Annotated in this window: 21 protein-coding genes and 2 pseudogenes; 12 read left to right on the top strand and 11 right to left on the bottom strand. The window is 62.8% G+C overall.

What is annotated here, in order from left to right:
• Positions 1-97 precede the first annotated feature (97 nt).
• Positions 98-2,296: a catalase/peroxidase HPI gene (gene katG, locus LB541_RS17450; protein ID WP_140685132.1), complete on the top strand. Its 2,199-nt coding sequence runs from the start codon at positions 98-100 to the stop codon at positions 2,294-2,296.
• Positions 2,297-2,374: 78 nt separating this feature from the next.
• On the opposite strand, the gene LB541_RS17445 is transcribed toward katG, so the two are convergent.
• On the bottom strand, positions 2,375-3,052 hold the full coding sequence (locus LB541_RS17445; RefSeq protein WP_140685133.1) for an MIP family channel protein: 678 nt from the start codon (positions 3,050-3,052) through the stop codon (positions 2,375-2,377).
• Positions 3,053-3,369: 317 nt separating this feature from the next.
• On the opposite strand from LB541_RS17445, the gene LB541_RS17440 reads away from it, so the two are divergent.
• The 5 genes and pseudogenes from LB541_RS17440 to LB541_RS28635 form a co-directional block, all read left to right on the top strand.
• Entirely contained in the window at positions 3,370-4,659 is a 1,290-nt protein-coding gene (locus LB541_RS17440; protein ID WP_224619131.1) for an RsmB/NOP family class I SAM-dependent RNA methyltransferase, read from the top strand.
• 129 nt (positions 4,660-4,788) lie between these two features.
• Positions 4,789-5,247, top strand: coding sequence for a PaaI family thioesterase (locus tag LB541_RS17435; protein ID WP_027146613.1), 459 nt, complete (start codon positions 4,789-4,791; stop codon positions 5,245-5,247).
• A gap of 134 nt (positions 5,248-5,381) precedes the next feature.
• Positions 5,382-6,050 carry a 5'-methylthioadenosine/S-adenosylhomocysteine nucleosidase gene (locus tag LB541_RS17430; RefSeq protein ID WP_224619129.1) on the top strand — a complete coding sequence of 223 codons (669 nt, stop codon included), beginning with the start codon at positions 5,382-5,384 and terminating at the stop codon, positions 6,048-6,050.
• Between the two features lie 54 nt (positions 6,051-6,104).
• Positions 6,105-7,667 (top strand): glutamine-hydrolyzing GMP synthase, encoded by a 1,563-nt coding sequence (gene guaA / locus LB541_RS17425; protein WP_140498335.1) that lies wholly within the window; start codon positions 6,105-6,107, stop codon positions 7,665-7,667.
• A gap of 166 nt (positions 7,668-7,833) precedes the next feature.
• A pseudogene (locus tag LB541_RS28635) lies at positions 7,834-8,238 on the top strand (integrase arm-type DNA-binding domain-containing protein); the annotation flags it as partial.
• Positions 8,239-8,518: 280 nt separating this feature from the next.
• Here LB541_RS28635 and LB541_RS17420 read toward each other — a convergent pair.
• The 9 genes from LB541_RS17420 to LB541_RS17380 form a co-directional block, all read right to left on the bottom strand.
• Positions 8,519-9,271: a hydroxypyruvate isomerase family protein gene (locus tag LB541_RS17420; RefSeq protein WP_318012621.1), complete on the bottom strand. Its 753-nt coding sequence runs from the start codon at positions 9,269-9,271 to the stop codon at positions 8,519-8,521.
• The gene (gene otnC / locus LB541_RS17415) at positions 9,271-9,924 is read right to left on the bottom strand and encodes a 3-oxo-tetronate 4-phosphate decarboxylase (protein WP_140498333.1); all 654 of its coding nucleotides are present in this window, start codon (positions 9,922-9,924) and stop codon (positions 9,271-9,273) included. Before otnC ends, LB541_RS17420 begins: the two co-directional genes overlap by 1 nt.
• Complete coding sequence (otnK, locus tag LB541_RS17410) at positions 9,921-11,186, bottom strand: 3-oxo-tetronate kinase (RefSeq protein WP_224619128.1); 1,266 nt, start codon at positions 11,184-11,186, stop codon at positions 9,921-9,923. Before otnK ends, otnC begins: the two co-directional genes overlap by 4 nt.
• Positions 11,187-11,237: 51 nt before the next feature.
• On the bottom strand, positions 11,238-12,224 hold the full coding sequence (denD, locus tag LB541_RS17405; RefSeq protein ID WP_140581158.1) for a D-erythronate dehydrogenase: 987 nt from the start codon (positions 12,222-12,224) through the stop codon (positions 11,238-11,240).
• 41 nt (positions 12,225-12,265) lie between these two features.
• Positions 12,266-14,221, bottom strand: coding sequence for a hypothetical protein (locus LB541_RS17400; RefSeq protein WP_224619127.1), 1,956 nt, complete (start codon positions 14,219-14,221; stop codon positions 12,266-12,268).
• 15 nt (positions 14,222-14,236) lie between these two features.
• Positions 14,237-15,175, bottom strand: coding sequence for an ABC transporter permease (locus LB541_RS17395; protein ID WP_224619126.1), 939 nt, complete (start codon positions 15,173-15,175; stop codon positions 14,237-14,239).
• A 23-nt stretch (positions 15,176-15,198) separates the two neighbouring features.
• The gene (locus LB541_RS17390) at positions 15,199-17,106 is read right to left on the bottom strand and encodes a sugar ABC transporter ATP-binding protein (RefSeq protein WP_140685136.1); all 1,908 of its coding nucleotides are present in this window, start codon (positions 17,104-17,106) and stop codon (positions 15,199-15,201) included.
• Between the two features lie 80 nt (positions 17,107-17,186).
• Positions 17,187-18,170, bottom strand: a complete 984-nt coding sequence (locus tag LB541_RS17385) for a substrate-binding domain-containing protein (protein WP_140498327.1) — start codon at positions 18,168-18,170, stop codon at positions 17,187-17,189.
• 51 nt (positions 18,171-18,221) lie between these two features.
• The gene (locus tag LB541_RS17380; protein ID WP_140649849.1) at positions 18,222-18,968 is read right to left on the bottom strand and encodes a FadR/GntR family transcriptional regulator; all 747 of its coding nucleotides are present in this window, start codon (positions 18,966-18,968) and stop codon (positions 18,222-18,224) included.
• Between the two features lie 106 nt (positions 18,969-19,074).
• On the opposite strand from LB541_RS17380, the pseudogene LB541_RS17375 reads away from it, so the two are divergent.
• The 3 genes and pseudogenes from LB541_RS17375 to LB541_RS17365 all read left to right on the top strand — a co-directional run.
• Positions 19,075-19,206, top strand: a pseudogene (locus LB541_RS17375) (tyrosine-type recombinase/integrase); the annotation flags it as partial.
• 258 nt (positions 19,207-19,464) lie between these two features.
• On the top strand, positions 19,465-20,433 hold the full coding sequence (gene speB, locus LB541_RS17370) for an agmatinase (RefSeq protein WP_140498325.1): 969 nt from the start codon (positions 19,465-19,467) through the stop codon (positions 20,431-20,433).
• Between the two features lie 17 nt (positions 20,434-20,450).
• A complete protein-coding gene (locus tag LB541_RS17365) occupies positions 20,451-21,083 on the top strand; it encodes a DUF1989 domain-containing protein (protein WP_140649848.1) in 633 nt (210 codons plus the stop codon).
• Between the two features lie 75 nt (positions 21,084-21,158).
• Here the strand turns inward: LB541_RS17365 and LB541_RS17360 are convergent, their stop codons facing one another.
• Positions 21,159-22,118 carry a LysR family transcriptional regulator gene (locus LB541_RS17360; RefSeq protein WP_140649846.1) on the bottom strand — a complete coding sequence of 320 codons (960 nt, stop codon included), beginning with the start codon at positions 22,116-22,118 and terminating at the stop codon, positions 21,159-21,161.
• A gap of 298 nt (positions 22,119-22,416) precedes the next feature.
• Between LB541_RS17360 and LB541_RS17355 the strand changes: the two genes are divergently transcribed.
• The 3 genes from LB541_RS17355 to LB541_RS17345 all read left to right on the top strand — a co-directional run bounded on the left by LB541_RS17355 (position 22,417) and on the right by LB541_RS17345 (position 24,683).
• The gene (locus LB541_RS17355) at positions 22,417-23,271 is read left to right on the top strand and encodes a transporter substrate-binding domain-containing protein (protein ID WP_140649844.1); all 855 of its coding nucleotides are present in this window, start codon (positions 22,417-22,419) and stop codon (positions 23,269-23,271) included.
• Between the two features lie 110 nt (positions 23,272-23,381).
• A complete protein-coding gene (locus LB541_RS17350) occupies positions 23,382-24,029 on the top strand; it encodes an amino acid ABC transporter permease (protein ID WP_140515083.1) in 648 nt (215 codons plus the stop codon).
• 3 nt (positions 24,030-24,032) lie between these two features.
• A complete protein-coding gene (locus LB541_RS17345; RefSeq protein ID WP_140498320.1) occupies positions 24,033-24,683 on the top strand; it encodes an amino acid ABC transporter permease in 651 nt (216 codons plus the stop codon).
• Positions 24,684-24,689 lie beyond the last annotated feature (6 nt).

Genomic DNA, 24,689 nt, shown 5'->3' with positions numbered 1-24,689 from the left:
AGGCAATTTGTTTTTATCGGCAGGCTGGCCTAGTCTGGAATCATTCCAGGATGGCGGCGCTGGCTGCCCGGAACCCTCGGCAAAATTGGAGTGCAAGATGGACGCGAAAACCGACGACAACAGCGCGGGCAACTGCCCTGTCGCGCATGGACCCGGTGCCAGGACCAACCGTGACTGGTGGCCCAACCAGCTGGACCTCGGCGTTCTCCACCAGCAGTCGAACCTCTCCGACCCGATGGGCGAGGACTTCGACTATGCCAAGGAGTTCGCGAGCCTCGATCTCGACGCGGTGATCAAGGACCTGCACCATGTCATGACGGATTCGCAGGATTGGTGGCCGGCCGACTTCGGCCATTACGGGCCGCTGTTCATCCGCATGGCCTGGCACAGCGCCGGCACCTACCGCATCGGTGACGGCCGCGGCGGTGCCGGCGCCGGCCAGCAGCGTTTCGCACCGCTCAACAGCTGGCCTGACAACGCCAACCTCGACAAGGCGCGCCGCCTGCTGTGGCCGGTCAAGCAGAAATATGGCCGCAAGATCTCCTGGGCCGACCTGCTGATCCTCACCGGCAATGTCGCCCTGGAATCGATGGGCTTCAAGACCTTCGGCTTCGCCGGCGGCCGCGCCGACGTTTGGGAACCCGAGCAGGACGTCGATTGGGGATCGGAAACCAAATGGCTCGACGACGAGCGCTACTCCGGCGACCGCGAGCTTCGCGGCCATCTCGGGGCCGTGCAGATGGGCCTGATCTACGTCAATCCGGAAGGCCCGAACGGCAAGCCTGATCCGCTTGCCTCGGCACGCGACATCAGGGAAACCTTCGGCCGCATGGCGATGAATGACGAGGAGACGGTGGCGCTGATCGCCGGCGGCCACACCTTCGGCAAGACCCACGGCGCCGGCGATGCCTCGCTGGTTGGCGCCGAGCCGGAAGGCGCCGGCATCGAGGCGCAGGGCCTCGGCTGGTCGAGCAAGCACGCGTCGGGCATTGCCGGCGATGCCATCACTTCGGGGCTCGAGGTCACCTGGACCACGACGCCGACCAAATGGAGCAACAACTTCTTCGACAACCTGTTCAATTACGAATGGGAATTGACGAAAAGCCCGGCCGGCGCCCATCAGTGGACGCCGAAGGGCGGCGCAGGTGCCGGCACGGTGCCGGACGCGCATGATCCCTCCAAGCGCCGCGCGCCGGCCATGCTGACCACCGATCTCGCGCTGCGGGTCGACCCGGCTTACGAGAAGATCTCGCGGCGGTTCCACCAGAATCCGGATCAGTTCGCCGATGCCTTCGCCCGCGCCTGGTTCAAGCTCACCCATCGCGATATGGGCCCGGTCGTTCGCTACCTTGGCCCGCTCGTGCCGAAGGAAGAGCTGATCTGGCAGGATCCGATCCCGGCCGTCGACCATGAACTGGTCAGCGAACAGGATATCGCATCGCTGAAGGCCAAGATCCTGGCCTCGGGCCTGTCGGTTTCCGAACTGGTCTCGACCGCCTGGGCTTCGGCCTCGACGTTCAGGGGTTCCGACAAGCGCGGCGGCGCCAATGGCGCCCGTATCCGGCTGGCGCCGCAGAAGGACTGGGACGTCAACCAGCCTGCTGAATTGGCCAAGGTGCTTGCCACGCTCGAATCCATCCAGAAGGCGTTCAACGCGGCACAGACCGGCGGGAAAAAGATCTCGCTGGCCGATCTGATCGTGCTCGGCGGCGTCGCCGCGGTCGAGAAGGCGGCAAAGGATGGCGGCAACGAGGTGAAGGTGCCGTTCACGCCGGGCCGCATGGATGCCTCGCAGGAACAGACCGACGTCGCCTCCTTTGCCGCGCTTGAGCCGAAAGTCGACGGCTTCCGCAACTATGTCCGGGGGCCGCAGCCGATGTCGATCGAGGCGATGCTGGTCGACCGGGCACAGTTGCTGACGCTGACCGCGCCGGAGATGACGGTGCTGGTCGGCGGCCTGCGGGTGCTCGGCGCCAATACCGGCAAGTCCAGGCACGGCGTGTTCACCGACAGGCCGGGCACGCTGACGAACGACTTCTTCGTCAACCTGCTCAGCATGAACACGGTCTGGGATCCGGCCGCCGGTTCGGATGAGATCTACGAAGCGCACGACCGCAAGACCAAGGCGGTCAGGTGGACCGGCACCCGCGCCGACCTTATCTTCGGCTCGCATGCGCAGCTGCGTGCGCTGTCTGAGGTGTACGGGTCCGCGGATGCCGGGCAGAAATTCGCCAGGGATTTCGTCGCGGCGTGGACCAAGGTGATGAACGCCGACCGGTTCGACATCGCTGCCTGATCCGAGCAAGGACTTCTCGACCCAAGAAAAAGGCGCGGGGCTTGGCCCCGCGCCTTTTTCTTGTCCAGGCTTCCGAAGTCAGTCCTTTTCGAAGACGCGCGCCTTGGCGACGACGCCGGCAATGGCGCCGCCGATCAGCGGCGCGACGATGAACAGCCAGAGCTGGCTGATCGCGGCGCCGCCCGAGAACAGCGCCGGGCCAATGGAACGGGCCGGATTGACCGATGTGCCGGTCACCGGGATCATGGCGAAGTGGATACCCGCCAGCGTCAGGCCGATGACCAGTCCAGCGAAGGCCGTCGCATGCCTTTCCGCGGTAACGCCGAGGATCACGGTGACGAAGGTGAAGGTGCCGATCAACTCCCACAGGAACGCGGAAGAGACGCCCCATTTCGTCTCGTCCCAGCCATTGGCGCCGAAGCCGCCAGTGTGTCCCCCGGCCTGGCCGGAGACGATGATCCACAGCGCCAGCGATGCCAGGATGGCGCCAATGATCTGTGCGATCCAGTAGGGGATGACGTCCTTGGCCGGCAACCGGCCGGCAAGGAACACGCCGAGTGTTACAGCCGGGTTGAGATGCGCGCCCGAAATGGGGCCGATCGCGTAAGCGGCCGCGATAAGGCCGATGCCGAAGGCCAGCCCGATGCCTTCTTGTCCCAGCGGCAGCGCGCCGCCGAAGCCGCCCGTCACCACCGACCCGGTGCCGATGAACACCAACAGGAATGTGCCTAGAACTTCCGCCAGATAAGTCTTCATTGCCCTCTCCTCGTGACGATCCGCCGGTCCACGCTTTCCGCGCCGCGAATCATGGCGGCAAGAGTATTCCCAACCGAAAAACTTGGAAAGCTGAGTTGTCGCATCCCTACCGTGCTTGCAGCCGCCAGTTAATAACATTAGAGAGCTTGCATTTATTGACGATCTGCTGTTGACCGCACCGGAAGATTTATTGATCGAGCGGTTTTCGCCGATCTCAACAGGCGGCCTGCCGTCGCGAGAGGGGGCGGGGTTCAATCTCACCGTGAAAGGCTCTAAGAGCAGACCGAGATGATGCGCTCGATTTGGTGGACTGAAGAATGCGACTAGGCGGACGGCTGGCTGCGGCCATCGAAGTGCTGGAAGACATTGGCCGGCGTCACCGGCCGGTGGCCGATGCGCTGAAGGACTGGGGCCTGTCGCACCGCTTCGCCGGCGGCGGCGATCGCGCGGCGATCGGCAACATCGTCTACGATGCGCTGCGCCGCAAGCGCTCGGCAGGCTGGCTGCTGGGCGAGGACACGCCGCGCGCCATCGGCTTCGGCGCCCTGCTGCTCGAATGGGGCCAGACTGCGCGCTCGCTCAACGAAGCGCTCGACGGCGACAAATTCGCGCCGCCGCTGCTGACGGCTACCGAACTCCAGGCAACCGACGAGCGGCGGCTTGCCGACGCCTCGCCCGCGGTGCGCGCCGACATACCGGATTGGTGCGAGCCGCTTTTGCAACGCGCGTTCGGTGAGGCCTGGGTCGAGGAGGGCGCGGCGCTCGCCACCCGCCCGCCGCTCGACATCCGCGTCAACACTTTGCAGGCCGATCGGGCCAAAGTGCTGGCGGAACTTGCCGAAACCGGCGCCAAGCCAGCCCAAATCGCGCCCCAAGGCATTCGCATACCGCCGATCGACGGCGACGGCCGGCATCCCAACGTGCAGGCCGAGCCGGCTTTCCAGAAGGGCTGGTTCGAAGTCCAGGACGAGGGATCGCAAATCGCCGCCGCTCTTGCCGGTGCCGAGCCTGGAATGCAGGTGCTCGATTTCTGCGCCGGCGCCGGCGGCAAGACGCTGGCGCTATCGGCGGCGATGGGCAATACGGGTCAGGTCTTCGCCCATGATGCCGAGAAGGCGCGGCTGGCGCCGATCTTCGACCGCATCCGCCGCTCGGAAAACCGCAACGTGCAGATCGTCACCAAGCCGGCGGAATTGTCGCCGCTCACTGGCCATATGGACCTCGTCCTGGTCGACGCGCCTTGCACCGGCAGCGGCACCTGGCGGCGGCGCCCGGATGCCAAATGGCGGCTGACGCAAAGGCAGCTCGACGCCCGCAAGGGCGAGCAGATGGCGATCCTCGATGCCGCAAGCAGCTTCGTCAAGCCGGGTGGCCTGCTAGTCTACGTCACCTGTTCGGTGTTCGACGAGGAGAATGGCGACCAGGTCGCAGCGTTTTGCCAGCGCAATGGCGGTTTTGCCCCGGTCGACCATCGCCGGCTCTGGGACAGCCGTTTTCCCGGCCATGAAACGGCGATGCGGCTCGGCGCGCTGGGCGGTATCTGCCTGTCGCCGGCGCTGAGCGGCACCGACGGTTTCTACATCTGCGCGCTGCGTAGGGCTTCCTGAATGGAGCGGAAAGCGAAGCCGTCCTGCGCGCCCTCGAGACCAAATTGCTGCAGTGCAGCATTGGATGATTGCTTGCCGCTCACGCCTCTGCAATAAGCTTTTCCGGCAAAAGTGAAAGCAGCGACGGCCATGGCAGCAAAGATCGTACCCGCTCCGGACTATGAGGACCGCGTCAGGGCGTCCTTCGCGCGCCAGCAGGCGATGGCGACCATCGGCGCCGAATTGACGCTGGTGACGCCCGGCATCATCGAAATCGAGATGCCCTATTCGGCCGCACTCACCCAGCAGCACGGTTTCCTGCATGCCGGCGTCATCTCGACCGCGCTGGACTCGGCCTGCGGCTATGCGGCCTTCTCGCTGATGCCGGAGAATTCCGGGGTGCTGACCATCGAATTCAAGGTCAATCTGCTGGCGCCGGGCAGGGGTGAGCGCTTCCTGTTCCGCGGCTCGGTCACCAAGCCCGGCCGCACCATCATCGTCGCCGACGGCCAGGCCTATGCCTTCGCCGCCGACGGCGAAGCCAAGTTGATCGCCACCATGACCGGCACCATGATGACGATGGTGGGCCGCGACGGGATTGCTGGGTGAGTCGCAGGTTCGCCGCAGGCGAATTCATCGTGCCAGTGGCACGATGAAAGGCCACGAACGCCGGGAGCTGCCGCAGGCAGCGGGTCCCGGCGAGCAGGCGGTGAAGACTGCAGGACAGGGAGGAGTAAATCATCATGACCGACAAAGTGTCGCGCCTGTCCGGCAAGGATGTCCTTTTCGTCATGGCTGCACAGGCCGAATACGGGCCGCATCTACAGCGGCTGTTCACCCCGCTGATGACCGGTGTCGGCCCGGTCGAGGCAGCCGTCCGGCTTGGCGCCGAATTGTCCTGGCTGAAGTTGCAAAAGGCGCTGCCGGACCTCGTCGTGTCGCTCGGCTCGGCCGGCAGCCGGACCTTGGAGCAGACGGAAATCTATCAGGCGGTCTCGGTCAGCTATCGCGACATCGACGCCTCGCCGCTCGGCTTCGAGAAGGGCGCGACGCCGTTCCTCGACCTGCCGGTGACGGTGTCGCTGCCGTTGCGGATTCCGGGCATAAAGCAAGCCACGCTGTCGACCGGCGGCGCGATCATCACCGGCGCGGCCTTTGACGCCATCGCGGCAGACATGGTCGACATGGAGACCTTCGCCTGCCTGCGCGCCTGCCAGTTGTTCGACGTGCCCCTGATTGGGCTGCGCGGCATTTCCGACGGTGCGGCTGATCTCAGGCATGTCGGCGACTGGACCGAATATCTGCACGTCATTGACGAAAAGCTGGCGGATGCCGTCATGCGCCTCGAACAGGCGATCGGCTCGGGCTTGCTTCGGACGGCATCTCCCGGTGACGTGACGGGACCGGTCTAAAAGTCAGGTTCGCAACCCATTGCGTCGACTCGTTTCTTTCTCTAAACGCTCGCCATGAAAACAGCCAATCAACCCGACACCGTCCTGATTGTCGATTTCGGCAGCCAGTTCACCCAGCTCATTGCCCGCCGCATCCGCGAGGCCGGCGTGTTTTCCGAGATCGTGCCGTTCCAGTCGGCCGAGGCGGCATTCAAGCGCATCAATCCAAAAGCCGTGATCCTATCCGGCGGTCCGGCCTCGACCACGGATATCGGCAGTCCGCGGGCGCCGCAGATCGTCTTCGAGGCCGGCGTGCCGGTGCTCGGCATCTGCTATGGCCAGATGGCCATGTGCGTGCAGATGGGCGGCGTTGCCGAAAGCTCCAATCATCGCGAATTCGGCCGCGCCTTCGTCGAGATCGAGAAGGAAAGTCCGCTGTTCGAGGGCCTCTGGGCAATCGGCCAGCGTCACCAGGTGTGGATGAGCCATGGCGACCGCGTCATCTCCTTGCCCAAGGGGTTCGAGGTGTTCGGCAAGTCGGAAGGCTCGCCCTTCGCCATCTTCGGCAATGTCGAGCGCAAGATGTATGGCATCATGTTCCATCCGGAAGTGGTGCATACGCCCGACGGCGCCCGGCTGCTCAGGAATTTCGTCCACAACATCGCCGGCATCGAGGGCGACTGGACGATGCGCGCCTACCGCGAGCACGCGGTCGAGGCGATCCGCAAGCAGGTCGGCAAGGGCAAGGTCATCTGCGCGCTCTCGGGCGGGGTCGACTCCTCGGTCGCCGCGCTGCTCATCCACGAGGCCGTCGGTGACCAACTCACTTGCATCCTCGTCGACCATGGCCTGATGCGTAAAGACGAGGCCGCCGGCGTCGTTTCGATGTTCCGTGAACATTACAATTTGCCGCTCATTCTGGTGAACGCGTCGGATCGCTTCATCGGTGCGCTCGAAGGCGAGGCGGATCCCGAGAAGAAACGCAAGACCATTGGCCGGCTCTTCATCGAGGTGTTCGAGGAAGAGGCCAAGAAACTCGGTGGCGCCGATTTCCTGGCGCAAGGCACGCTCTATCCCGACGTCATCGAAAGCGTCTCCTTCACCGGTGGCCCGTCGGTGACGATCAAGTCGCACCACAATGTCGGCGGCCTGCCCGAGCGCATGAACATGAAGCTGGTCGAGCCGCTGCGCGAACTGTTCAAGGACGAGGTCCGCGCACTCGGCAAGGAACTCGGCCTGCCCGAGAGTTTCATCGGCCGCCACCCGTTCCCGGGCCCGGGCCTTGCCATACGCTGCCCCGGCGGCATCACGCGCGAGAAGCTGGAGATCCTGCGCGAGGCCGACGCCATCTATCTCGACGAGATCCGCAAGGCGGGGCTGTACGACGCCATCTGGCAGGCCTTCGCCGTGCTCTTGCCGGTGCAGACGGTCGGCGTCATGGGCGACGGCCGCACCTACGAATTCGTCTGCGCGCTGCGCGCCGTCACCTCGGTCGACGGCATGACGGCAGATTTCTATCACTACGACATGGCCTTCCTGGGCGCCGCCGCCACCCGCATCATCAACGAGGTCCGCGGCATCAACCGCGTGGTCTATGATGTGACGTCGAAGCCGCCGGGAACAATTGAGTGGGAGTGATTCAGGCCCACTCAAACGCCGCCGAAAATACGCCAATCCGCGACTTAAGTACGTCGGAGCAATGAGGCTCGTGACGGTGTTTTTTGCCTAAGGCATAGAGGAAAAAGGAATTTCCTGCCACGAGCCTCCAAATTGTACTGACGGTACTTTTCAGGACGCAGTAGGGATGTTGACGGATGCCGCCCTTAAGGCCCTGAAACCAAAAGAATATCTACAAGATTGCTGACCGAGATGGCATGTATGTCCGGTCATGCCCGGTGGGGCGATCTCATTTCGGCTTGATTACAGGCGCCGCCTGAACGACGCCAAGAGTTTTGGCGAGTTTGGAAAGAACTGGCTCTCCGCCGCGCCGATGGCCGACAGTACGCGCGCCATGCGGCGCTCCATCCTCGAGCGAGAGCTTCTTCCGGTCTGCGCAATCGCCTGCTGAGGGAGATCACTCGGACAATCTAAGAGCCATTGCGGCAGCATCGTCGAATGTGGTGCTCCGGCGACCGCTATCCACGTGCGAGAGATCCTGAAGCAGATTTACGGTTTTGAGATTCTCCACGGGGAGAAGATCGCCAACCCCGGCTGATGACGCGAACGACGTCTTTGCGCCGTATATCAGTCGAACAGACTTGCTCTGCAAACTTCTGAAAGGGGACATTTGTCCCTGATCGCAGCATAGCAGCATATGACCCTGGCAGTTGCATTGGCCCCTCGAACGCAAGGTCGGCTTTCTAGCCTAAGGCCATCCCGAACGCGGCAGATCCGCTATCGACCGGGTGTTCTCACGCCTCCTGTCTGGCGTGGATATCGGCTCCACCGGGGCCGAAAGCGTGCCGCGCCAAGCACGCGCACTCAGGCCTCTAGTGGTCGAAACGCTTCATCCAAGCAAAGGAATCGGTAGTGGGGCGATATTCGGCGCCGAATGCGCCATCATAGCCGGCGTCCGCGATTGCGCGCAGGAGCCAGCCATAGTCCACCTCGCCGTGATCGGGCTCGCTACGATCCGGTACGGCGGCGAATTGGATATGGCCGATCTTGTCGGAAAATTGCCTTACCGAGTTAAGCAAATCGCCTTGAATGATCTGCATGTGATAGCAGTCGAACATTACCTTTACCGCACCGTCTGTCGCATCGATCACACGCAATGCGGTGGAAAGGTCGGAGAGGAAATAGCCCGGCGCATCGCGCGGGTTCAGGGGCTCGATCAATATGCCGATGTTGTGCCGTGCCGCCGCCTTCGAAGCGTACCGCAAATTGCCGGTGAACGTCGCGAAGGCTTCGTCGCCGATTGCCTTTCCTGCCATCACATGGATGTTGCGGCAGCCTGTTACGGCTGCCCATTGAACCGCCTGGTCGATCGCCGCGCGCGCTTCCGTTTCACGGCCCGGCAGCGCGGAGAGACCGAAATCACCCGCCCCAACATCCCCCCGGGCCGTGTTGATGCCAAGCAGCGGAAGACCGGTTTCGGCGAGCAGCGCCGCGACCACCGATGCGTCGGTATCGTACGGCCAATGCATCTCGACCGCCGCGAAACCGCGCCGCTTGACCGAGCGGATCGCATCCGGAAGCGATAGGTCACGAAAGAGAAATCCCAGATTGGCCGAAAGTTGCATCAGTCGTCCCACTCCACGTCAAAGTGTTCCACCAACTCGCGAATTTGCGGAGCCGCGAGGATCCTGGGCCGCAAGCCCTGGGTGAGAAGCGTGAGCTTGGCCGTTTCCTCAAGTTCCTCCATCGCGTAGGCGGCGGCTTCGAGATCCTTGCCGGCGACGACGGGTCCGTGGTGGGCCAGCAATACGGCCGACCGTTTCCCAGCGAGTCCGCGCACGGCGTCTCCCATCGCCGGATCGCCGGGCCGGATGTAGGGCAGCAGTTTCACCTTTCCCAGCCGCATGATCGAATAGGCCGTCAGCGGCTTGAAGACGCTGTCGGGATCGATGTCGGGCAGAAGCGAAACCGCGACAGAATGGGTCGAATGAAGATGGACGACCGCTCCGGTGCGCGCGCCGCGTGTCTCGTAGAACGCCTGATGCAGCGGCATCTCCTTCGTCGGCTTGTCGCCGTCCAGGAACCGTCCCTCAGCGTCGAAGAGCGACAGGCGGGCGGGGTCGAGCGCGCCAAAGGACGATCCTGTCGGCGTGACGAGCAGCCGACCATCGCCGAGGCGGGCGGAGATGTTCCCCGAGCTTCCCGCAGTGAGGCCGCGCGCGAACATGGACGCAGCGATGCTGCAGATCTGATCCCTGAGTCTTGTTTCATCGCTCATCGTAGAACGCCTCCCGTAAGGACGTCGGCTGCCTTTTCGAAGAACCCGGCCGAACCGAAATTGCCCGATTTAAGGGCGAGCACCATATCCGGGTCACGGGCCTTCAACGCCGGAACACCGGGGTCGATCTCCGGTCCGATCTCGAATGACGAAATGTTGAGCGCTGATACGACGGCCCCCGATGTCTCGCCGCCCGCCGTAACCAGCCGGCGTACGCCACGCGCCGAAAGCTGACGCGCCAGTTCGCCGAAAAAACCTTCAACCGCCGTCGCGACGCGCTCCTTCCCGTAGCGGTTCTGTGCGGCGGCGACGGCTTCGGGATCGGCCGACGAGAACACCAGTGGCAAGCCGTGGTGCTGATGGCCGATCGCCCACTCGGCATATTCAACAGGATTGGCCGTGCCGTCCACGACCGCATCCACCTCCACAATGCGCGTCGGATGGTTTTTCCGGTGCTCGGCAATCTGGCGCCGGCTCATGGTCGAGCACGAACCGCAAAGCGCGGCCCCTGGCCCCTGTATTCCCTTCCAATGCGTGGCCGCCGTGCCGATCAACCCGGCCCGACGAAAGTTGGCCGGAAGTCCCAGCGCTATTCCCGAACCGCCGCTGAGCAGGATATCCGCTTCGGCAGCCTCGCCAATGGCGACAAGATCCTTGTCCAGAATGGCATCGACCACGACGTAGCGAGAGCCGCTGGCAGATGCCGCCTCCAGAGCATCCCTGATCGGGAGGGGGCCTCCCGCTACGACATCGTAGGGGACATGGCCGATCCCGCGCGCGGTCTGTCGCGCAAGCCAACGCCGCAGATCGGGATCCGTCATCGGCGTAAGCGGATGTTTCTCCATGCCGGATTCACTCAACAGCCGATCGTTGACGAAAAGATGCCCCTGGTAGATCGACCGGCCGGTTGCGGGAAACGCCGGACAGACGATCGCGCGTGCCGCTCCCAACGCGTCGCCAAGAGCGTCCAGCACGGGACCGATATTGCCTTCGGGCGTCGAGTCGAATGTCGAGCAGTACTTGAACAGATATTGGCGGCAGCCTTGGCGTCGAAGCCACTCCAACGCCGCGAGCGACTGCTTCACCGCCTCCGAGGCGGATATCGTTCTGGTCTTCAGGGCAACGACGCCCGCGTCAACCGAGCGGTCGGAGGCGGTGTTGGGAACGCCGTTGTACTGGACCGTGCGCATGCCCCCCTTGGCAAGCGTGTTGGCCAGGTCGGAAGACCCGGTGAAATCATCGCCTATGCAGCCCAGAAGCATCGGAATTTCCCACATTCAACTTTCACGAAATGCCCGCGATCGTGCGCTGCCTCAAGGGGTGGTTCGAGGGGCGTCGTCCGCCAGGTAAACCGCGATCAGTTCGTCGACCGTGCTTTCGGCCACAAAGCCCAGACTGGTGGCCAGCCTGGGCGTGAAGGATTTCGGCCAGCCGGCAATGATTGCCTCGATCGCCTCGTCCGGCGTGCGGTCTATCAACGCCTCGGCTTCGGCCCCTGCCACGCGGCGGAGCGCGGCAATCTGGTCGGAGACCGTGGCCGCGACACCCGGCATGTTCAGCGTGCGCCGGGCACCCAGCGCGGATGTATCGAGCATCGCGGCATGGATGAGGAAGGCTACCGCCGAGCGCGGGCTCGCCAGCCAATGCTTGACGGTCTCCTTCACCGGCAGCACGGAGCGCTGCCCGGCGAGTGGCTCGCGCAGGATGCCGGAGAAGAAGCCCGAGGCTGCCGCGTTGGGAATGCCGGGCCGAATGACGATCGTCGGCAGGCGTATCCCGACGCCGTCGAGGAAGCCGCGGCGCGAGTAGTCGGCCAGCAACAGCTCGGATATCGCCTTCTGGGTGCCGTAGCTGGTCAGCGGGGCAAGGATGTAGTCGTCGGGAATAGGGTCGGGCAGAGGCGCGCCATAGACAGCAACCGAGGAGGTGAACACCAGCCTGGGGATATATTTCCGCCGGGTTCCTTCCAGCCGGATCGCCTCGAAAAGAGCGCGCGTGCCGTCCATATTGATGCGATAGCCCTTCTCGAAATCGCGTTCCGCTTCGCCGGACACGATGGCAGCGAGATGGAAGATCACATCCGCGCGGCGCGCGGCCAGATCCTGCGCTGTGCCGGGAGCGGAAATATCGGCGGCAATGGCTTCGACAAAACCTATGTCACCGGTTGGCACCGGCGGCTTCGTCACGTCCGCCAGCGTCATCCGGTCGATCTTTCGATCTCCAAGCGATGCTGTCCGCGAAAGCTCGGCCGCGAGTTTGCGGCCGATCATTCCACCAGCGCCAATGATGAGTATATGCATGGATGCTCCGTTCTCTTCCGGGACTGGTTTGTGATGCCGCTTCAGACCTGCCTGAGCGCGCGCACGACTGCGTAGGCTTCGAGCGACAGGGTTTGCGTTCCGTCATGCGTCAGCCGATCGAGCAGATCCGGTTGGCGCGATGCCGCGACGAAAGATGAGGCGTCAAGAATTGCAGCGCGCGCGAAGCCTTCGGGGAGGCGCACCTCCAGCGCGTTGGGCGAGGGGTTGCATAACCACAGCTCGGTGCCTTTTTCGGTAACCGCCGCGATCCCTCGCACTGCGCCAGGAACCGACGATCGCGGCGGACGGAGCGGGCAGCCTTTGAGCTTCGCCAGGCCTCGCACGATGTGCCAGACAGGATAGAGCTCGCCCTTGCCTTCGAACCAGGGCTGCGGAAACGACGTCGGCACGGAGAGGACGCCGAACGGGCCGACCGCGGCGCCGAGCGCGATGGCCGCCGCGCCGCCTTCCGCGAAGGCGGCGAAGTAGCCGAGGTTCCAGGCCGCTCCCATGACGCCCCGCTGGCGCGGATCATTGAAATTGACCGCCTGCCGGATGTTGGCGGGATTGGCGACCGGCGCTTCACCATAGGGATTGTCGCGCAACCCGATTGCGGACGGCCCAACGGAATATGGGCGGCCCTTGGCGATCGCCGGCACGGTCCTGGCAATATGCGGCAGGCATTCGAGCGTCTCCATCAAGGAGCGGTCGTCACCAGCGTGGAAGATCGCCGCCGTCGTGAATGTCACGAGGTCTATCGCCTCGGCCGGGGGACGTTTGCGGTTGAGCTCGGTGAAGAAGCTGAACATGCCTCCGCCGATGCGAGATCCGGGGAAGGCCGCGCGCGCGGCCGTATAGAGCTTCGCCGCATCCGGCGCTGGCGGCCAGATGCTGCCGGGCAGCGTGCATTTAAGATCGGGTGCGGGCGACACCAGAACCGTCGTGAAGCGATGATCGAGCCTCGCGGCCACCTTGCCCAGGGAGTCGATTTCCGCCGCGGCGCCAGCATCGTCGGCATGCTCGACCACTGCTTCGAGCCAGGGTTGGGCGCCCATTGCGATGGCGATCTCGACCTGCCTCGCCAGCGTTTCGGCATCATGGCCGAGCCGCGGATCGTAATGGCAGATGACATGGGCGACGCCGAGCTGGGCAAGCGTCTCGACATGCCGCAATGCGGCCGAAGCGTCATCGGGATGCAATCCGACGCCGAGAGGTGGAATCGCGTCCGCCGCCTCGCCGAGCGTCAGGGCGGCGATGCCTCCCGCCTGACGCGACGGACCCTTGGGAGAGCCCTTGACGGTCAGGGTGATCTTCTGTTCGACGACCTCGCCGGGCTCGATCCTGTATGGCCAGGGCAGAGCGAGGGGACGAACATAGGTCTTGTAGGAGGCGTCGGTCCAGTTCCGCTGGTCCTCCATCTCGAACGCGTCGCCCTCCATAAGGCAGCTGACCTCCAGCCCGCCGGGAGTACGGTGCGAGATTTCACGCAGATCCATCATCGGCTGCACCGGATCGATCTCCACAGGAAACCGTGTCTCGACCCTCTCGCCGCTTGTGTGCGTGATCGTGGCGGCCGCGCCGCTTATGCCCTCTATGGGATGCAGGACGACAAAGCCGGTCCGGTTCGTGAGAAGCCCGGTCGGCGTGGTTCCGCGAGCCGAATAGGTCAGAACGCCTGCCGCGGTACCAGCGATGCCCACGTCATAGCCGAAGGTCTCGCCTTTGCTGGCAACGCTTGCGCGATAGGCCACACGAAAGCGATCGTCGTCCTTTTCGACGACCAGGTCGGTGATCTTCGGAATGAGCGTCGCCCAGTCCTTGTCGCGGACCACGAACGAGATTGCGCGGATCACCTCTTCGCCATGCATGCGGCAGTCGCGCAGGTTCGCGCCGTCGAAAAGCACGCTGAGGGGCCCGGCGCTCAGTAGCCGCTCCTCTGCCGGTAGTTCTTCGGTGCCGTAGAGGCGGACGGCGCGGGAAGGATCGGACTGTGTCATAGGATTCTCCCGGTCTCAAACGCGGCGCGATTTCCAGGTGATGAGGCGCTCGGCCAGCAAGGCGAGGATGATGATGGCGCCGATGGCGGTCCCCTGCCAGAACGGCGAGACGCCGAGCAGGTTGAGGCCATTGCGGATCATCACCATGATCAGAACCCCCATCAGCGTGCCGAATATCGTGCCTCGTCCGCCGTAGAGGCTCGCGCCACCGATGACCACGGCCGCGATGGCGTCGAGTTCAAGCTGGTTCCCCCCGATCGGGTCAGCCGACATGATCTGCGCCAGCGAAAAGGTCATCGCCGTCGCCGAAAGGGCACCGGACGCCACGTAGGGAAAGATCGAGTAGAAGAGGGTGTTGAGGCCGGCCGCCCGGGCGGCTTCGATGTTCGAGCCGACCGCGTAGATGGTTCGCCCGCCCTTGGAATATGTCAGCCACGCCCAGGTGGCGAGGTAGAGCGCGATGAGGAAGATGACGTTGGCGGGGATGCCCAGCAGGTTCGTGTAGACGATATTCTGCAGCCCCATGGGCAGTCCCGAAATCGAGCGCTGTCCCGACACGATGTAGGCGAGACTGCGCCCCATCGCCATGACCCCGAGCGTCACCACGAAGGGCGCCAGGCCGAACACTGCGATGAGAACGCCGGAGAAAAGCCCGATCAGGGCGCCGCAACCTATGGCGAGCGCGATCGCCACCGGAATGGGGAATTCCTTCAGGAGTAGGGCGAGGATGATGCCGGTCACGCCCGCGACCGACCCGACGGAAAGGTCGATGCCGCCAGTCAGGATCACCAGGGTCATGCCGACGGCAACTATGCCAAGCACCACCGATTGGTCGAGTATGTTGAACATGTTCCGCTCGGTGAAGAAGTGCGGCGAGATGAACGACAGGATCACCGCAAGCACCATGGCGAGGCAGAGCATCCGGAACTCAAGCGTGCTGGCGAATCTGGGCATCGCAAAGGATCGTGTGGGCGCGTTCATGCGTCGATCTTTTCGTCTTGAGGTGTATCGAACAGGCCGGCGATCCGGGCCGACAGGGCCCCGGCGTCCGGCAGCCTGGAGCCGGCCGGCAGGCTGAGCCCGATCCATCCCAGATCGTGCCCTCGGCGATTGGACAGTGGTGCAAGCAAGGTAGAGCGGCCGTCATTCTCGGTCACGATGCCGGGTTGACGCCTTCCAAGCGCGAGGGGGATTGCCGTCTCCTGCGCAAGATAGACATGCCCGGCCGCGAGTCCCATCGTTGCACCCGGCGTACCCTCGGCGAGGGCGAGGCAGACGAACCGGTCGTCGTCGATCAATCCCCAAAATGCCGTGCCGCCATGGCTGGCGACAAGATCGCGCAGGAATGCCGTGTTGCGCTCGGCTGAGCTTCGGGGCGCGGCGAGCAGCGTCAGGCTCTCTTCGCTCAGTCGCGAGGCGGGCAGGTCGGCGATGGTATAGCCGTCACTCACCACGACGACCCGCTCGCAGATCCCCAGTAATTCCTGGAAATCCGAGGAGATCACGACTACGGCTATCCCCCTTTCGGCCACCTCGCGCAGCAGCTCGTAGATTGCCTGGCGTGTCCCTATGTCGACGCCTTTCGTAGGCTCGTCGAGGATGAGCACTTCGGGCTCGATCAGCAGCCAGCGCGCGATAATGATCTTCTGCTGCATGCCGCCGGAGAAGTGCAGAAGGTTTGCATCCATGCGGTCGGTCGGAAGGTCGAGACGCGAAATCAGCTCGCTGGCCTGCTTGCGGCGCGCCGAATGGCCTCGCCCGAAACCCCTGTGCTTGCCCATCTGGGCGAGGAAGAGATTTTCGCCGACCGTCATGTCGGGCACGATGTTCTGGGCCCGCCGGTCCTCGGCGACCATTCCGAGACCGGCGCGGATTGCCGCGATAGGGCTGTTGGGGGCAATCTCCTTGCCGCCGACAAGGACGCGCCCGCGGCTGCGGTGGCGCAGTCCGAATATCGCTTCGGCGCTCTCCGAGCGTCCAGCTCCGACAAGCCCGCCGAGGCCGAGAATTTCACCCCTGCGCACCGTGAACGAGACGTCACGCACGAAAGGCGGGGCTTTGAGCCCAATTACCTCCAGAGCCACCGGCTGCTCGTTAGTGGTCACTCGCGAGACGGCCTTTCGATACACATTTCCGATGTCGCGTCCCACCATGTGGCGGATGACGTCGGCCTGCGTGAGCCCCGCCGTAGGCACGCTTTCGGCCACGGTCTTGCCCTCGCGCAGGATTGTGACGCGATCGGTGACTGCGAAGACCTCCTCGAGCCGATGCGACACGAAGGCGAGTGCCTTCCCGCTGTTTTTCAGCCGTCCCATGATCTCGAACAGCCGGTCAACCTCGATCGGCGAGAGGGAGGCCGTCGGCTCGTCGAAGATGACAAGATCGGCGTTGAGGGCCAACGCCTTGGCTATTTCGACGAGTTGGCGTTGCGCTGCCGAGAGCCGGCGCACCTCGATGTCGAGTGGCAGTACGTGGTCGTGGCCAAGTTCCGACAGGATGGTCTGCGCCCTGTGTCGCAACTGGCTGAAAGACAGACGGCCCGGCATCGCGTAGCTGGGTAGGAAGATATTCTCCAGCACGCTCATGTCGGGCGCCAGACTGGTTTCCTGTGCCACGAGGGCAATGCCGGAACGCAGCGCGTCGCGCGCGGATCCGACGGTCAAGGGAGCACCCTTGAAGAGTATCTCGCCCGATGAAGGCGGCAGGTGTCCGCAAACGATCCGTGACAGCGTCGATTTTCCCGCGCCGTTCGCGCCCAGCAATCCGCAGATCTCGTACCGGCAGAGCGCTATCGACGCGTTGCTGAGCGCGTAGGCGTTCCCAAACAGGCGGGTGACGCCACGAGCCACGAGAAGCGGCTCGGGAATCTTGCTGCTGTCTACCATCCGAGGACACACTCCAAGTGGTACGAATAAAGCGTCCGGGGGAGGGTGCCCCCGGACGGCCTATGTCGGCCAGGCCCCGATTACATCTCGTTGGCGAAGACCGTTTCCTTGATGGTTGGAAGCTCCTGCTCGATGTTCTTGCTGGTCACGATCTTGATCGGCACGAGGATTTTCTTTTCGGGAGTCTTGCCGCCGAGATGGTCGACCATCGCGCGTCCCGATTCCTGGCCCATCAGATACGGCTGCTGCATGCCCGAAACGACCAGTTCGCCCGACTGCAGCAACGGCACGAATTCCGGCACGCCGTCGAAACCGGCAACCAGCACGTCGCCGGTGAGGCGGGCCGCCTTGATTGCCTGCAAGGCGCCCAGCGTCGGGCCGTCGGTCTGGACGAAGAGGCCCTTCATGTCCGGATTCGCGGTCGTCATATCCTGCGTGAACTTGAAGGTTTCGTCCGCGGTGTAGGTCTGCATCTGCTGCAGCCCGGCTTCCTTGGTGATGCCAGCCTCTGTCATCGCGTCCTTGAAGCCCTTGGTGCGGGCCTGGCCGTTGAGGCGGGCCTGGCTGATGCCGACAATGCCCACGCTGCCGTCCTGCTTGCCGGCGGCCTTCATTGCCTCGGCCAGCGCTTTGCCGACGCCGTTCGCGCCCTGATAATTGTCAGAGATGATGAAGGACACATAGTCGCCGCTGTCCGTGCCGATGTCGGCGATGACCACGGGAATGTTCGCCTGCTTGGCGAGATCGAGCACGGCCGGCGCGGTTGAACTGTCTGTCGGAGAGATGATAATCCCGGCGACGCCGCGGGCGATCGCGTCCTTGGCATTTTTAAGCTGGGTCTGGGCATTGTTGCCCGAATCCAGCGCCTGATAGGTGTAGCCTCCCTTGGTTGCGACATTCTCGATGCCCTTGGAGAGGTATCGCCAGAAGGCAAGATCAAGGCCTGGAGTCAGATAGACCAACTCCTTGGATTCGGCGAGAGCGGCGGTCGCCGTCCCGGCAATGCCGGTCAGCGCGACAACGCCCGCGAGGGCTGCGGTGGCAAAAAGGCGTCTTGTCAGCATGGGAACTCCTCCTGTTGTGCTGCATGGTTGCCCGGCAATCCGCCCCTATTCTTATCCCTTTCGAGCGGATTGCGTTAAAAGCTGCTTGGTCGTGGTGTAGATGCGTGTTTCGTGGATCGCGAAGGCCCTTGCGGCCGCCTCGGAATCGCGCGCCTCAAGTCCCGCAAGAATGGCACGGTGATCGGCGATGCTCGTTGCGATGCTTGAAGGCTGGGCGACTGCTCGCCGCCGATGGTCGAGAAGGTAGGAATAGAGATCGGCGGCGATATCCGCCAGCGCGGCATTGCCGCCCGCCCGATAGATGGCCGTGTGAAATTCGCGATCGCAAATGAGGAAGCGAACGGGATCGTCGATCGCCGCTTCCTGCGCCTCGATCGACTTTTGCAGGGTCTCGAGCGTCGCGGCTTCAACCCGGACGGCCGCGGCCCGCGCCACCTGATCTTCGATCAGCAACCGCGCCTCATGCACGTCGTCAAGACTGTATCTGGAAATGTCGCGATAGCGGGCCGATTGAACCGCGAGTTCCCCGACTTCCGTCGAGGCCACCACTGTCCGCGTGCCCTGGGCGACGGAAAGGATGCCCTTTGTGGAAAGGATCAGGATCGCGCCGCGCACCGTCTCGCGGCTTACCGACAAAGCGCCCGCAAGTTCACGCTCGCTTGGCAACGGGTCCCCCACGTCAAGAATGCCGGTCGCAATGAATGTCGCGATCTTCTGGACGACGAAGTCCTTCATCGAATGCTTCGGCACGCCGCCAAGCGCACTCCCGTCGTCGGTCAGAATCGCTCGTAAGTCCATCCGTCCTTACATCCGAAGAGGTCTAGTGGTCCGGTATATGTACCAGTAGGCCTGCTTCAGCTGTGCGTCAATAGCGAGACGCGGCCGTCAAATCTCGGCTGACAAGAGATATTGCTTTGGGAGCGGTGAGAACGTTCTCAGCCCGCATACTCTCCGGCACAGCTTCGCCACTCACCTGCTTGAGCAGGATGTCGACATCAGGGTCATCCAGGTGCTGCTCGGGCACAGCAAGCTCGAACGACAGCGCTCACCGGCGGAGCGGGAGTCTTCCTTCCATGGATTTCGGGCTGCTCTTGTTCTAACCCTAATACGGCCAATTTCCGGATAAATCGATATGAACGCCCGATACTCGTGATGGATAGGAGTGGCGGGACCATGCTAGCCACGAGGCAGACAGACCGCAGGCCTGTCGTGCTTCACTCCAGCTTAAGCGCTTCGGCTCATATCGAAGGTCGCTGCCGGATGGCGTGAGGGTTATCCGAAAGGGAGAGTTTCGATGTCTGGACACGGGTATGAGGGTGGGCGGCTCGATCTCCCCTTCGTTGGGCTTAGCACCTTCGGTAAACGGCCGATCTGCCTTGATTGGGACAAGATCGACGCGGATGTCGCCGTGCTGGGTGTGCCCTTCGACATGGGGACCCAGTACCGCTCCGGTGCACGTTTCGGCCCCCGCGCCATCCGCGAGGCCTCGACGCTGTTTTCCTTCGGTCATGCCGGCGCTTACGACCATGAGGACGACCAGATCTATCTGCCGCTCGACAAGGTGCGGATCGTCGATATAGGCGACGCGGATATCGTGCATACCGATACCGTGGCCAGCCACGCGAATACGGAAATGGCGGTCCGCAAGATTCTTGAACGCGGAGCGCTGCCCGTCGTTCTGGGCGGCGACCATGCCATCAACATTCCCTGCGTCAGGGCGTTCAGCGAACATGGCCCCATTCACATCGTGCAGATCGATGCGCATCTCGACTTTGTCGACGTGCGTCATGGCGTGCGCGAAGGACACGGCAATCCGATGCGCCGCGCGGCCGAACAGTCGCATGTTAGCGGCCTCAGCCAGATCGGCATCCGCAACGTCTCCTCGACCGCCCGCGACGGTTACGAGGATGCGCGCCAACGCGGCTCGACGATCCTTTCCGTCCGCCAGGCCCGCAAGCTCGGCGTCGAAGGTGTTCTGGCGACCATTCCGGAAGGCGTACGCTACTATGTGACGATCGACATCGACGGTTTCGATCCGTCGATTGCGCCGGGCACTGGCACGCCTAGCCATGGCGGCTTCCTGTATTATGAAGTAATGGAAATGCTCCGGGGCCTTGTGAAGCGCGGCGACGTCGTCGGCATCGACCTCGTCGAGGTGGCCCCGGCTTACGACCCTTCGGGCATCACCGGCTTTCTCGCAGCACAGGTACTCCTGAACTTTCTCGGCTATATCTTCGTCGAACACGGAGCGCGCGGACGCTGAACGAAAGGAATTCAACGATGCCAACGAACGCAAGTAACGGTCAGGTTCACGTCATTCCTGCCCGCAAGGGCGTGGCGACGCGCGTTGCCCAAGGCCAGGTGATCACCGTCATCAACACCCACGGCACCCAGGTGGTGGACACCTGGGCCTTCTGCGCCGACGATATCGCGGAATTCATGTCGATGGAGCACAGTCGTGGAGCCATGCTCAAGGTGAACCCACAGAACGGCGACACGCTGTGCAGCAACAAGCGGCGTCCGATGCTGACTCTGATACAGGACACGTCGGGTGGCGTGCACGATACGCTGATCGCCGCCTGCGACCGCTATCGCTACCAGCAGTTGGGCCATGTCGGGCACCATGACAACTGCACCGACAATCTGGCGGCGGCCCTCGGCGCGGTCGGGCTGACGCCACCCGAAACCCCTTCGCCGCTCAACCTGTTCATGAACATTCCCGTCGGCGAAGACGGTTCGGTCGCCTTCGAGGCACCGGTGGCGGGACCGGGCTCCTATGTGTCGATGTGCGCGGAAATGGATTTGATCGTCGCGTTCTCAGCCTGCCCGCAGGACCTCATTCCGGTAAACGGTCAAGGCTGCGTTCCCACCGAAGCGCATTATCGGATCGACGCCAAGGCGCCGCGCCTTTAAAGCGCAGCCCTGCATCCAGACCATTGATCCCGAAAGGCGGCTCTCGCTTTTCGGGATCAATGCATAACGGAATTTTTACATGCCGCGTACCTTGGGCATCTTGTTTTTTGCGTCGGCGGCTTGCCCTTTTCCGGTCGATTTTTCGGCGCTCCCCACCCTTTTGCGCAGTTCCTGAAAAAAAATCCTCTGCGACAGCGAGGCTTTCTTGTGCTTTGGCGCGATGATGACGAAGGGCGAGCGGATCTGCGCCTCGGGAATAAGCAGCGCCTTAAGCCGGTTGTTCTGTCTAAACGTGACGGTCATGTGATCCGGCAGATAGCCGACGAAGTGGCCGCTCAGGATATACATCGCCTGCGCCTCTATATTCGAAGCATAGGCGCCGACATGCGCGTTGGGGAAATGCTGCAATTCCGACTTGTTGGCATAAGGGCGCACCACCATCTGCGATGCTTCCACATCAGCCTTTGTCACCAGCTTGCGGGAAAACAGCGGGTGGCGCTCGCTGCAGTAGAGCGAGTTGATTTCATAATGGAACTCGGTCTGCGAATAGCCGGGCAGCAATTTGATGCGGGGGGAGATCGCGAAGTCGATCCCACCCTTGGCGGTTTCCGCGATAAGCTGTTCAGGCGAGCCGATGGTGATGCGCAGATCGACTTCGCTGGCTTTCTTGATGAACTGATGAATGACGTCATCGAGGCCCAGGGCTGAATCGGTAACGGTGGCATCGACGATTCCGACGCGTAGCACACCCGTCGCCTTGGAGCGCAGTTCGCCCAGCTGCATCTCGAACGCCGACAGCGCTGAAGTCAGCGAATGGGAATATTCATAGACCGCGGTGCCCCTATCGGTCAGTTCGAAGCCGCGCCTGCCGCGTTGGCACAGCGAAAACCCCAGCCGTTCCTCCAACGCATTGATTTGGAAACTGATCGTCGACTGGCTCATCGCCAAAGCAAGCTGCGCTCCGGTAAATCCGCCATGCTCGACCACCGAGCGGAAAACCCTGAGCGCACGAATGTCGGCAACCGACAGACGCATTCTGACACTCCTCCCTGAGCCTCTCAGACGGTGTTGGGTATCAGCCTTACATCGTCAACTTCGATGTATAGTCTATTCCTTCCATGTTTATCAAAGATTCAATCCTGCCATGCTGCCCTACCAGATGGTGCCGTGCCGTCATGCCACTGGGGAAGCAAACAATCGGGCCGGCATTGCAGCCGGCTGACGACCTGGAGGTCTAAGGCTCGTCACGCATGCGAGATTCCTGAGCGCGTACAGAAGCCTCGGACTCCAAATAATCCATAATAAACGGGAACATACGAAACTGGAGGAAGTTATGCGATCCGCTTTGAAACTGTGCACTTCGACGCTGTTGGCCGCGTCGCTCTCGCTCGCCGTGGCGAGCATTGCCACCGCCGCCGATCTTCTGGATCGGATCAAGGCAAAGGGGGAAATCACCATCGCGTCCGAGGCCCGCTACCCGCCGTTCGAATATGTCGAAAACGGCAAGATCGTAGGCTACGGAGTTGACCTCTTCGAAGAAGTCATGAAGGCGCTGCCGGACGTGAAGGTGAACCGGCTCGACCTGCCGTTCCAGGGCTTGCTGCCCGGTTTGCAGACGGAGAAGTTCGATGCCATCATAACCTCCGTCACCGTTAACAAACAGCGCTACGATACCTACAGGCTGTCTCTGCCAATCGCCGACGCGTCGTTCTCCTACGTCAAGCGCAAAGGCGACGCCGCCTTGAACACGCCCGAAGACCTGAGCGGCAAAAATGTCGGCACGCAGGCCGGCTCGGCACAGCTCAAGGGCACCGAGGCCTTTTCCGAGAATTTAAAAGCAAAAGGCCTAGCGCCGATCGCCAACATCCAGACCTATGTCGACTTCAATGAAGCCTATGCCGATCTCGCTGCCGGGCGCACGGATGCCGTCGTGAATTCCCTGCCCAATCTGCTCTACCTGCAGACGCAGCGCGGCGACGTCTTCGAAACCATCCGCACAACGTTCGGGGACCCGACCTATTTCAGCTGGGCCTTCCGCAAGGACGACGACAGCAAGGCGCTTGCCGACTTCATCGATGACCAGTTCCGCAAGCTCGCCGCCGATGGAACCATGGCCAAACTTCAGGAAAAGTGGTTCGGCTTCACCATGAAACTGCCGACGGACGCTCTGCCCGAACCCAAGAGCTGACGAGTCGGCATCCAACGCCCGGATAAAGGTGAGGCTTTCCAGCCTCGCCTGCCTAAAAACGCACAGGCTGCAAGCCTGGCCTCAAGTCCATAAGGTCTGACGACTTGGCAATGTTCGCCCTCATCCAGAACAACCTGCCCATCATGCTCTGGGGCGCGGGCATGACCATCCTGGTGTCGGGCGTCGCCATCATCCTCGGCATGCCGCTCGGCCTCGTCCTGTGCTTCGGCGTCACCTCGAAGAAGGCGTGGCTGCGCTGCTTTTCGCGCATCTATCAAAGCGTGTGGCGCGGCACGCCCATCCTCGTGCAGTTGCTGATTATCTATTATCTGCTGCCGCTCATCGGCATCAATGTAGCGCCCATCCTCGCGGCCATCCTCGCGCTGACCCTGAACACGATCGCCTTCCAGGCCGAGATATTTCGCGGCGGACTTTTGGCCATTCCACCAGGGCAACTGGAGGCGGCGCGCATGGTAGGCATACGCAAATGGGCGGGGCGCCAGCATATACTCGTGCCCCAGATATTGCGCCTCGTCATCCCGTCGCTGGTCAATGAGACCATCAGCATCCTGAAAAACTCATCGCTGGTCTCCGTTATCGCGGTGACGGAACTGATGCGGGTAAGCCAGCAGATCGTCGCGACCACCTATCGCCCGTTCGAAATCTACATCACCGCCGCCGTCATCTATATCGTCATCAATTTCCTTCTGTCGCTGATCGGCCGCATGGCCGAGCAACGGCTGGCGCGGAGGGCCTGAGCCATGGCGCAATTCTTCGACCTATGGGTGCAATACGGACCGCTGATGCTGGCCGGCCTGGCGACGACGGCCTGGATCTGCGCACTTGCCACAGCCCTCGGACTGGCGATCGGCCTGTTGCTCGCCTGCCTCGAGAGCACGCCGTTCACGCCACTGCGCTGGGCCGTTCGTGCCTATATCGAGATCATGCGCGGCCTGCCGATCCTGATCCTGCTGTTCGTGCTCTATTATGGCGGCCCGAGCATAGGCCTCCGGCTGAGTGCCGAAGCGGTGGGTGTTTTCGGCCTCGGCTTCTATGGTGCCGCCTATTTCGCCGAAATCTTCCGCTCCGGTTTCCAGTCGATCTCCAAAGGCCAGATCGAGGCGGCGCGCATGGCCGGGCTCTCAGGCACGCAGATCATCCGCCATATCAAGCTGCCGCAGATGCTGGTCATGATCACGCCACCGATGGTCAACCAGATCATCATCCTCATCAAGGAATCCGCGGTGCTGTCCATCATCACCGTTGCCGAGCTGACCAAGAACACGACGCAATTCGTCAACGAGACCTACGCGGTCATCGAACCTTATCTCGCCGCCGCCCTACTGTACTGGCTGCTGGTCGAGGCAGTCGCGCAGCTCGGCAAATATGTTGAGCGCCGGGTGCGGTTCTAGGCCGCT

This window comes from Mesorhizobium sp. BR1-1-15 (assembly GCF_020165475.1).
Taxonomy (GTDB): Bacteria; Pseudomonadota; Alphaproteobacteria; order Rhizobiales; family Rhizobiaceae; genus Mesorhizobium.
This window is presented reverse-complemented; position numbering and strand designations above follow the sequence as displayed.

Excerpts from the sequence above, each read along its gene's own strand:
- LB541_RS17400 (WP_224619127.1), bottom strand. The coding sequence starts at position 14,221 with ATGACACAGTCCGATCCTTCCCGCGCCGTCCGCCTCTACGGCACCGAA.
- LB541_RS17430 (WP_224619129.1), top strand. The coding sequence starts at position 5,382 with ATGACCGACAAAGTGTCGCGCCTGTCCGGCAAGGATGTCCTTTTCGTC.
- LB541_RS17360 (WP_140649846.1), bottom strand. The coding sequence starts at position 22,118 with ATGCGTCTGTCGGTTGCCGACATTCGTGCGCTCAGGGTTTTCCGCTCG.
- LB541_RS17350 (WP_140515083.1), top strand. The coding sequence starts at position 23,382 with ATGTTCGCCCTCATCCAGAACAACCTGCCCATCATGCTCTGGGGCGCG.
- LB541_RS17445 (WP_140685133.1), bottom strand. The coding sequence starts at position 3,052 with ATGAAGACTTATCTGGCGGAAGTTCTAGGCACATTCCTGTTGGTGTTC.
- LB541_RS17365 (WP_140649848.1), top strand. The coding sequence starts at position 20,451 with ATGCCAACGAACGCAAGTAACGGTCAGGTTCACGTCATTCCTGCCCGC.
- LB541_RS17345 (WP_140498320.1), top strand. The coding sequence starts at position 24,033 with ATGGCGCAATTCTTCGACCTATGGGTGCAATACGGACCGCTGATGCTG.
- LB541_RS17380 (WP_140649849.1), bottom strand. The coding sequence starts at position 18,968 with ATGGACTTACGAGCGATTCTGACCGACGACGGGAGTGCGCTTGGCGGC.
- denD (WP_140581158.1), bottom strand. The coding sequence starts at position 12,224 with ATGCATATACTCATCATTGGCGCTGGTGGAATGATCGGCCGCAAACTC.
- LB541_RS17385 (WP_140498327.1), bottom strand. The coding sequence starts at position 18,170 with ATGCTGACAAGACGCCTTTTTGCCACCGCAGCCCTCGCGGGCGTTGTC.
- LB541_RS17355 (WP_140649844.1), top strand. The coding sequence starts at position 22,417 with ATGCGATCCGCTTTGAAACTGTGCACTTCGACGCTGTTGGCCGCGTCG.
- guaA (WP_140498335.1), top strand. The coding sequence starts at position 6,105 with ATGAAAACAGCCAATCAACCCGACACCGTCCTGATTGTCGATTTCGGC.
- LB541_RS17435 (WP_027146613.1), top strand. The coding sequence starts at position 4,789 with ATGGCAGCAAAGATCGTACCCGCTCCGGACTATGAGGACCGCGTCAGG.
- LB541_RS17395 (WP_224619126.1), bottom strand. The coding sequence starts at position 15,175 with ATGCCCAGATTCGCCAGCACGCTTGAGTTCCGGATGCTCTGCCTCGCC.
- katG (WP_140685132.1), top strand. The coding sequence starts at position 98 with ATGGACGCGAAAACCGACGACAACAGCGCGGGCAACTGCCCTGTCGCG.
- otnK (WP_224619128.1), bottom strand. The coding sequence starts at position 11,186 with ATGCTTCTGGGCTGCATAGGCGATGATTTCACCGGGTCTTCCGACCTG.
- otnC (WP_140498333.1), bottom strand. The coding sequence starts at position 9,924 with ATGAGCGATGAAACAAGACTCAGGGATCAGATCTGCAGCATCGCTGCG.
- LB541_RS17390 (WP_140685136.1), bottom strand. The coding sequence starts at position 17,106 with ATGGTAGACAGCAGCAAGATTCCCGAGCCGCTTCTCGTGGCTCGTGGC.
- speB (WP_140498325.1), top strand. The coding sequence starts at position 19,465 with ATGTCTGGACACGGGTATGAGGGTGGGCGGCTCGATCTCCCCTTCGTT.
- LB541_RS17420 (WP_318012621.1), bottom strand. The coding sequence starts at position 9,271 with ATGCAACTTTCGGCCAATCTGGGATTTCTCTTTCGTGACCTATCGCTT.
- LB541_RS17440 (WP_224619131.1), top strand. The coding sequence starts at position 3,370 with ATGCGACTAGGCGGACGGCTGGCTGCGGCCATCGAAGTGCTGGAAGAC.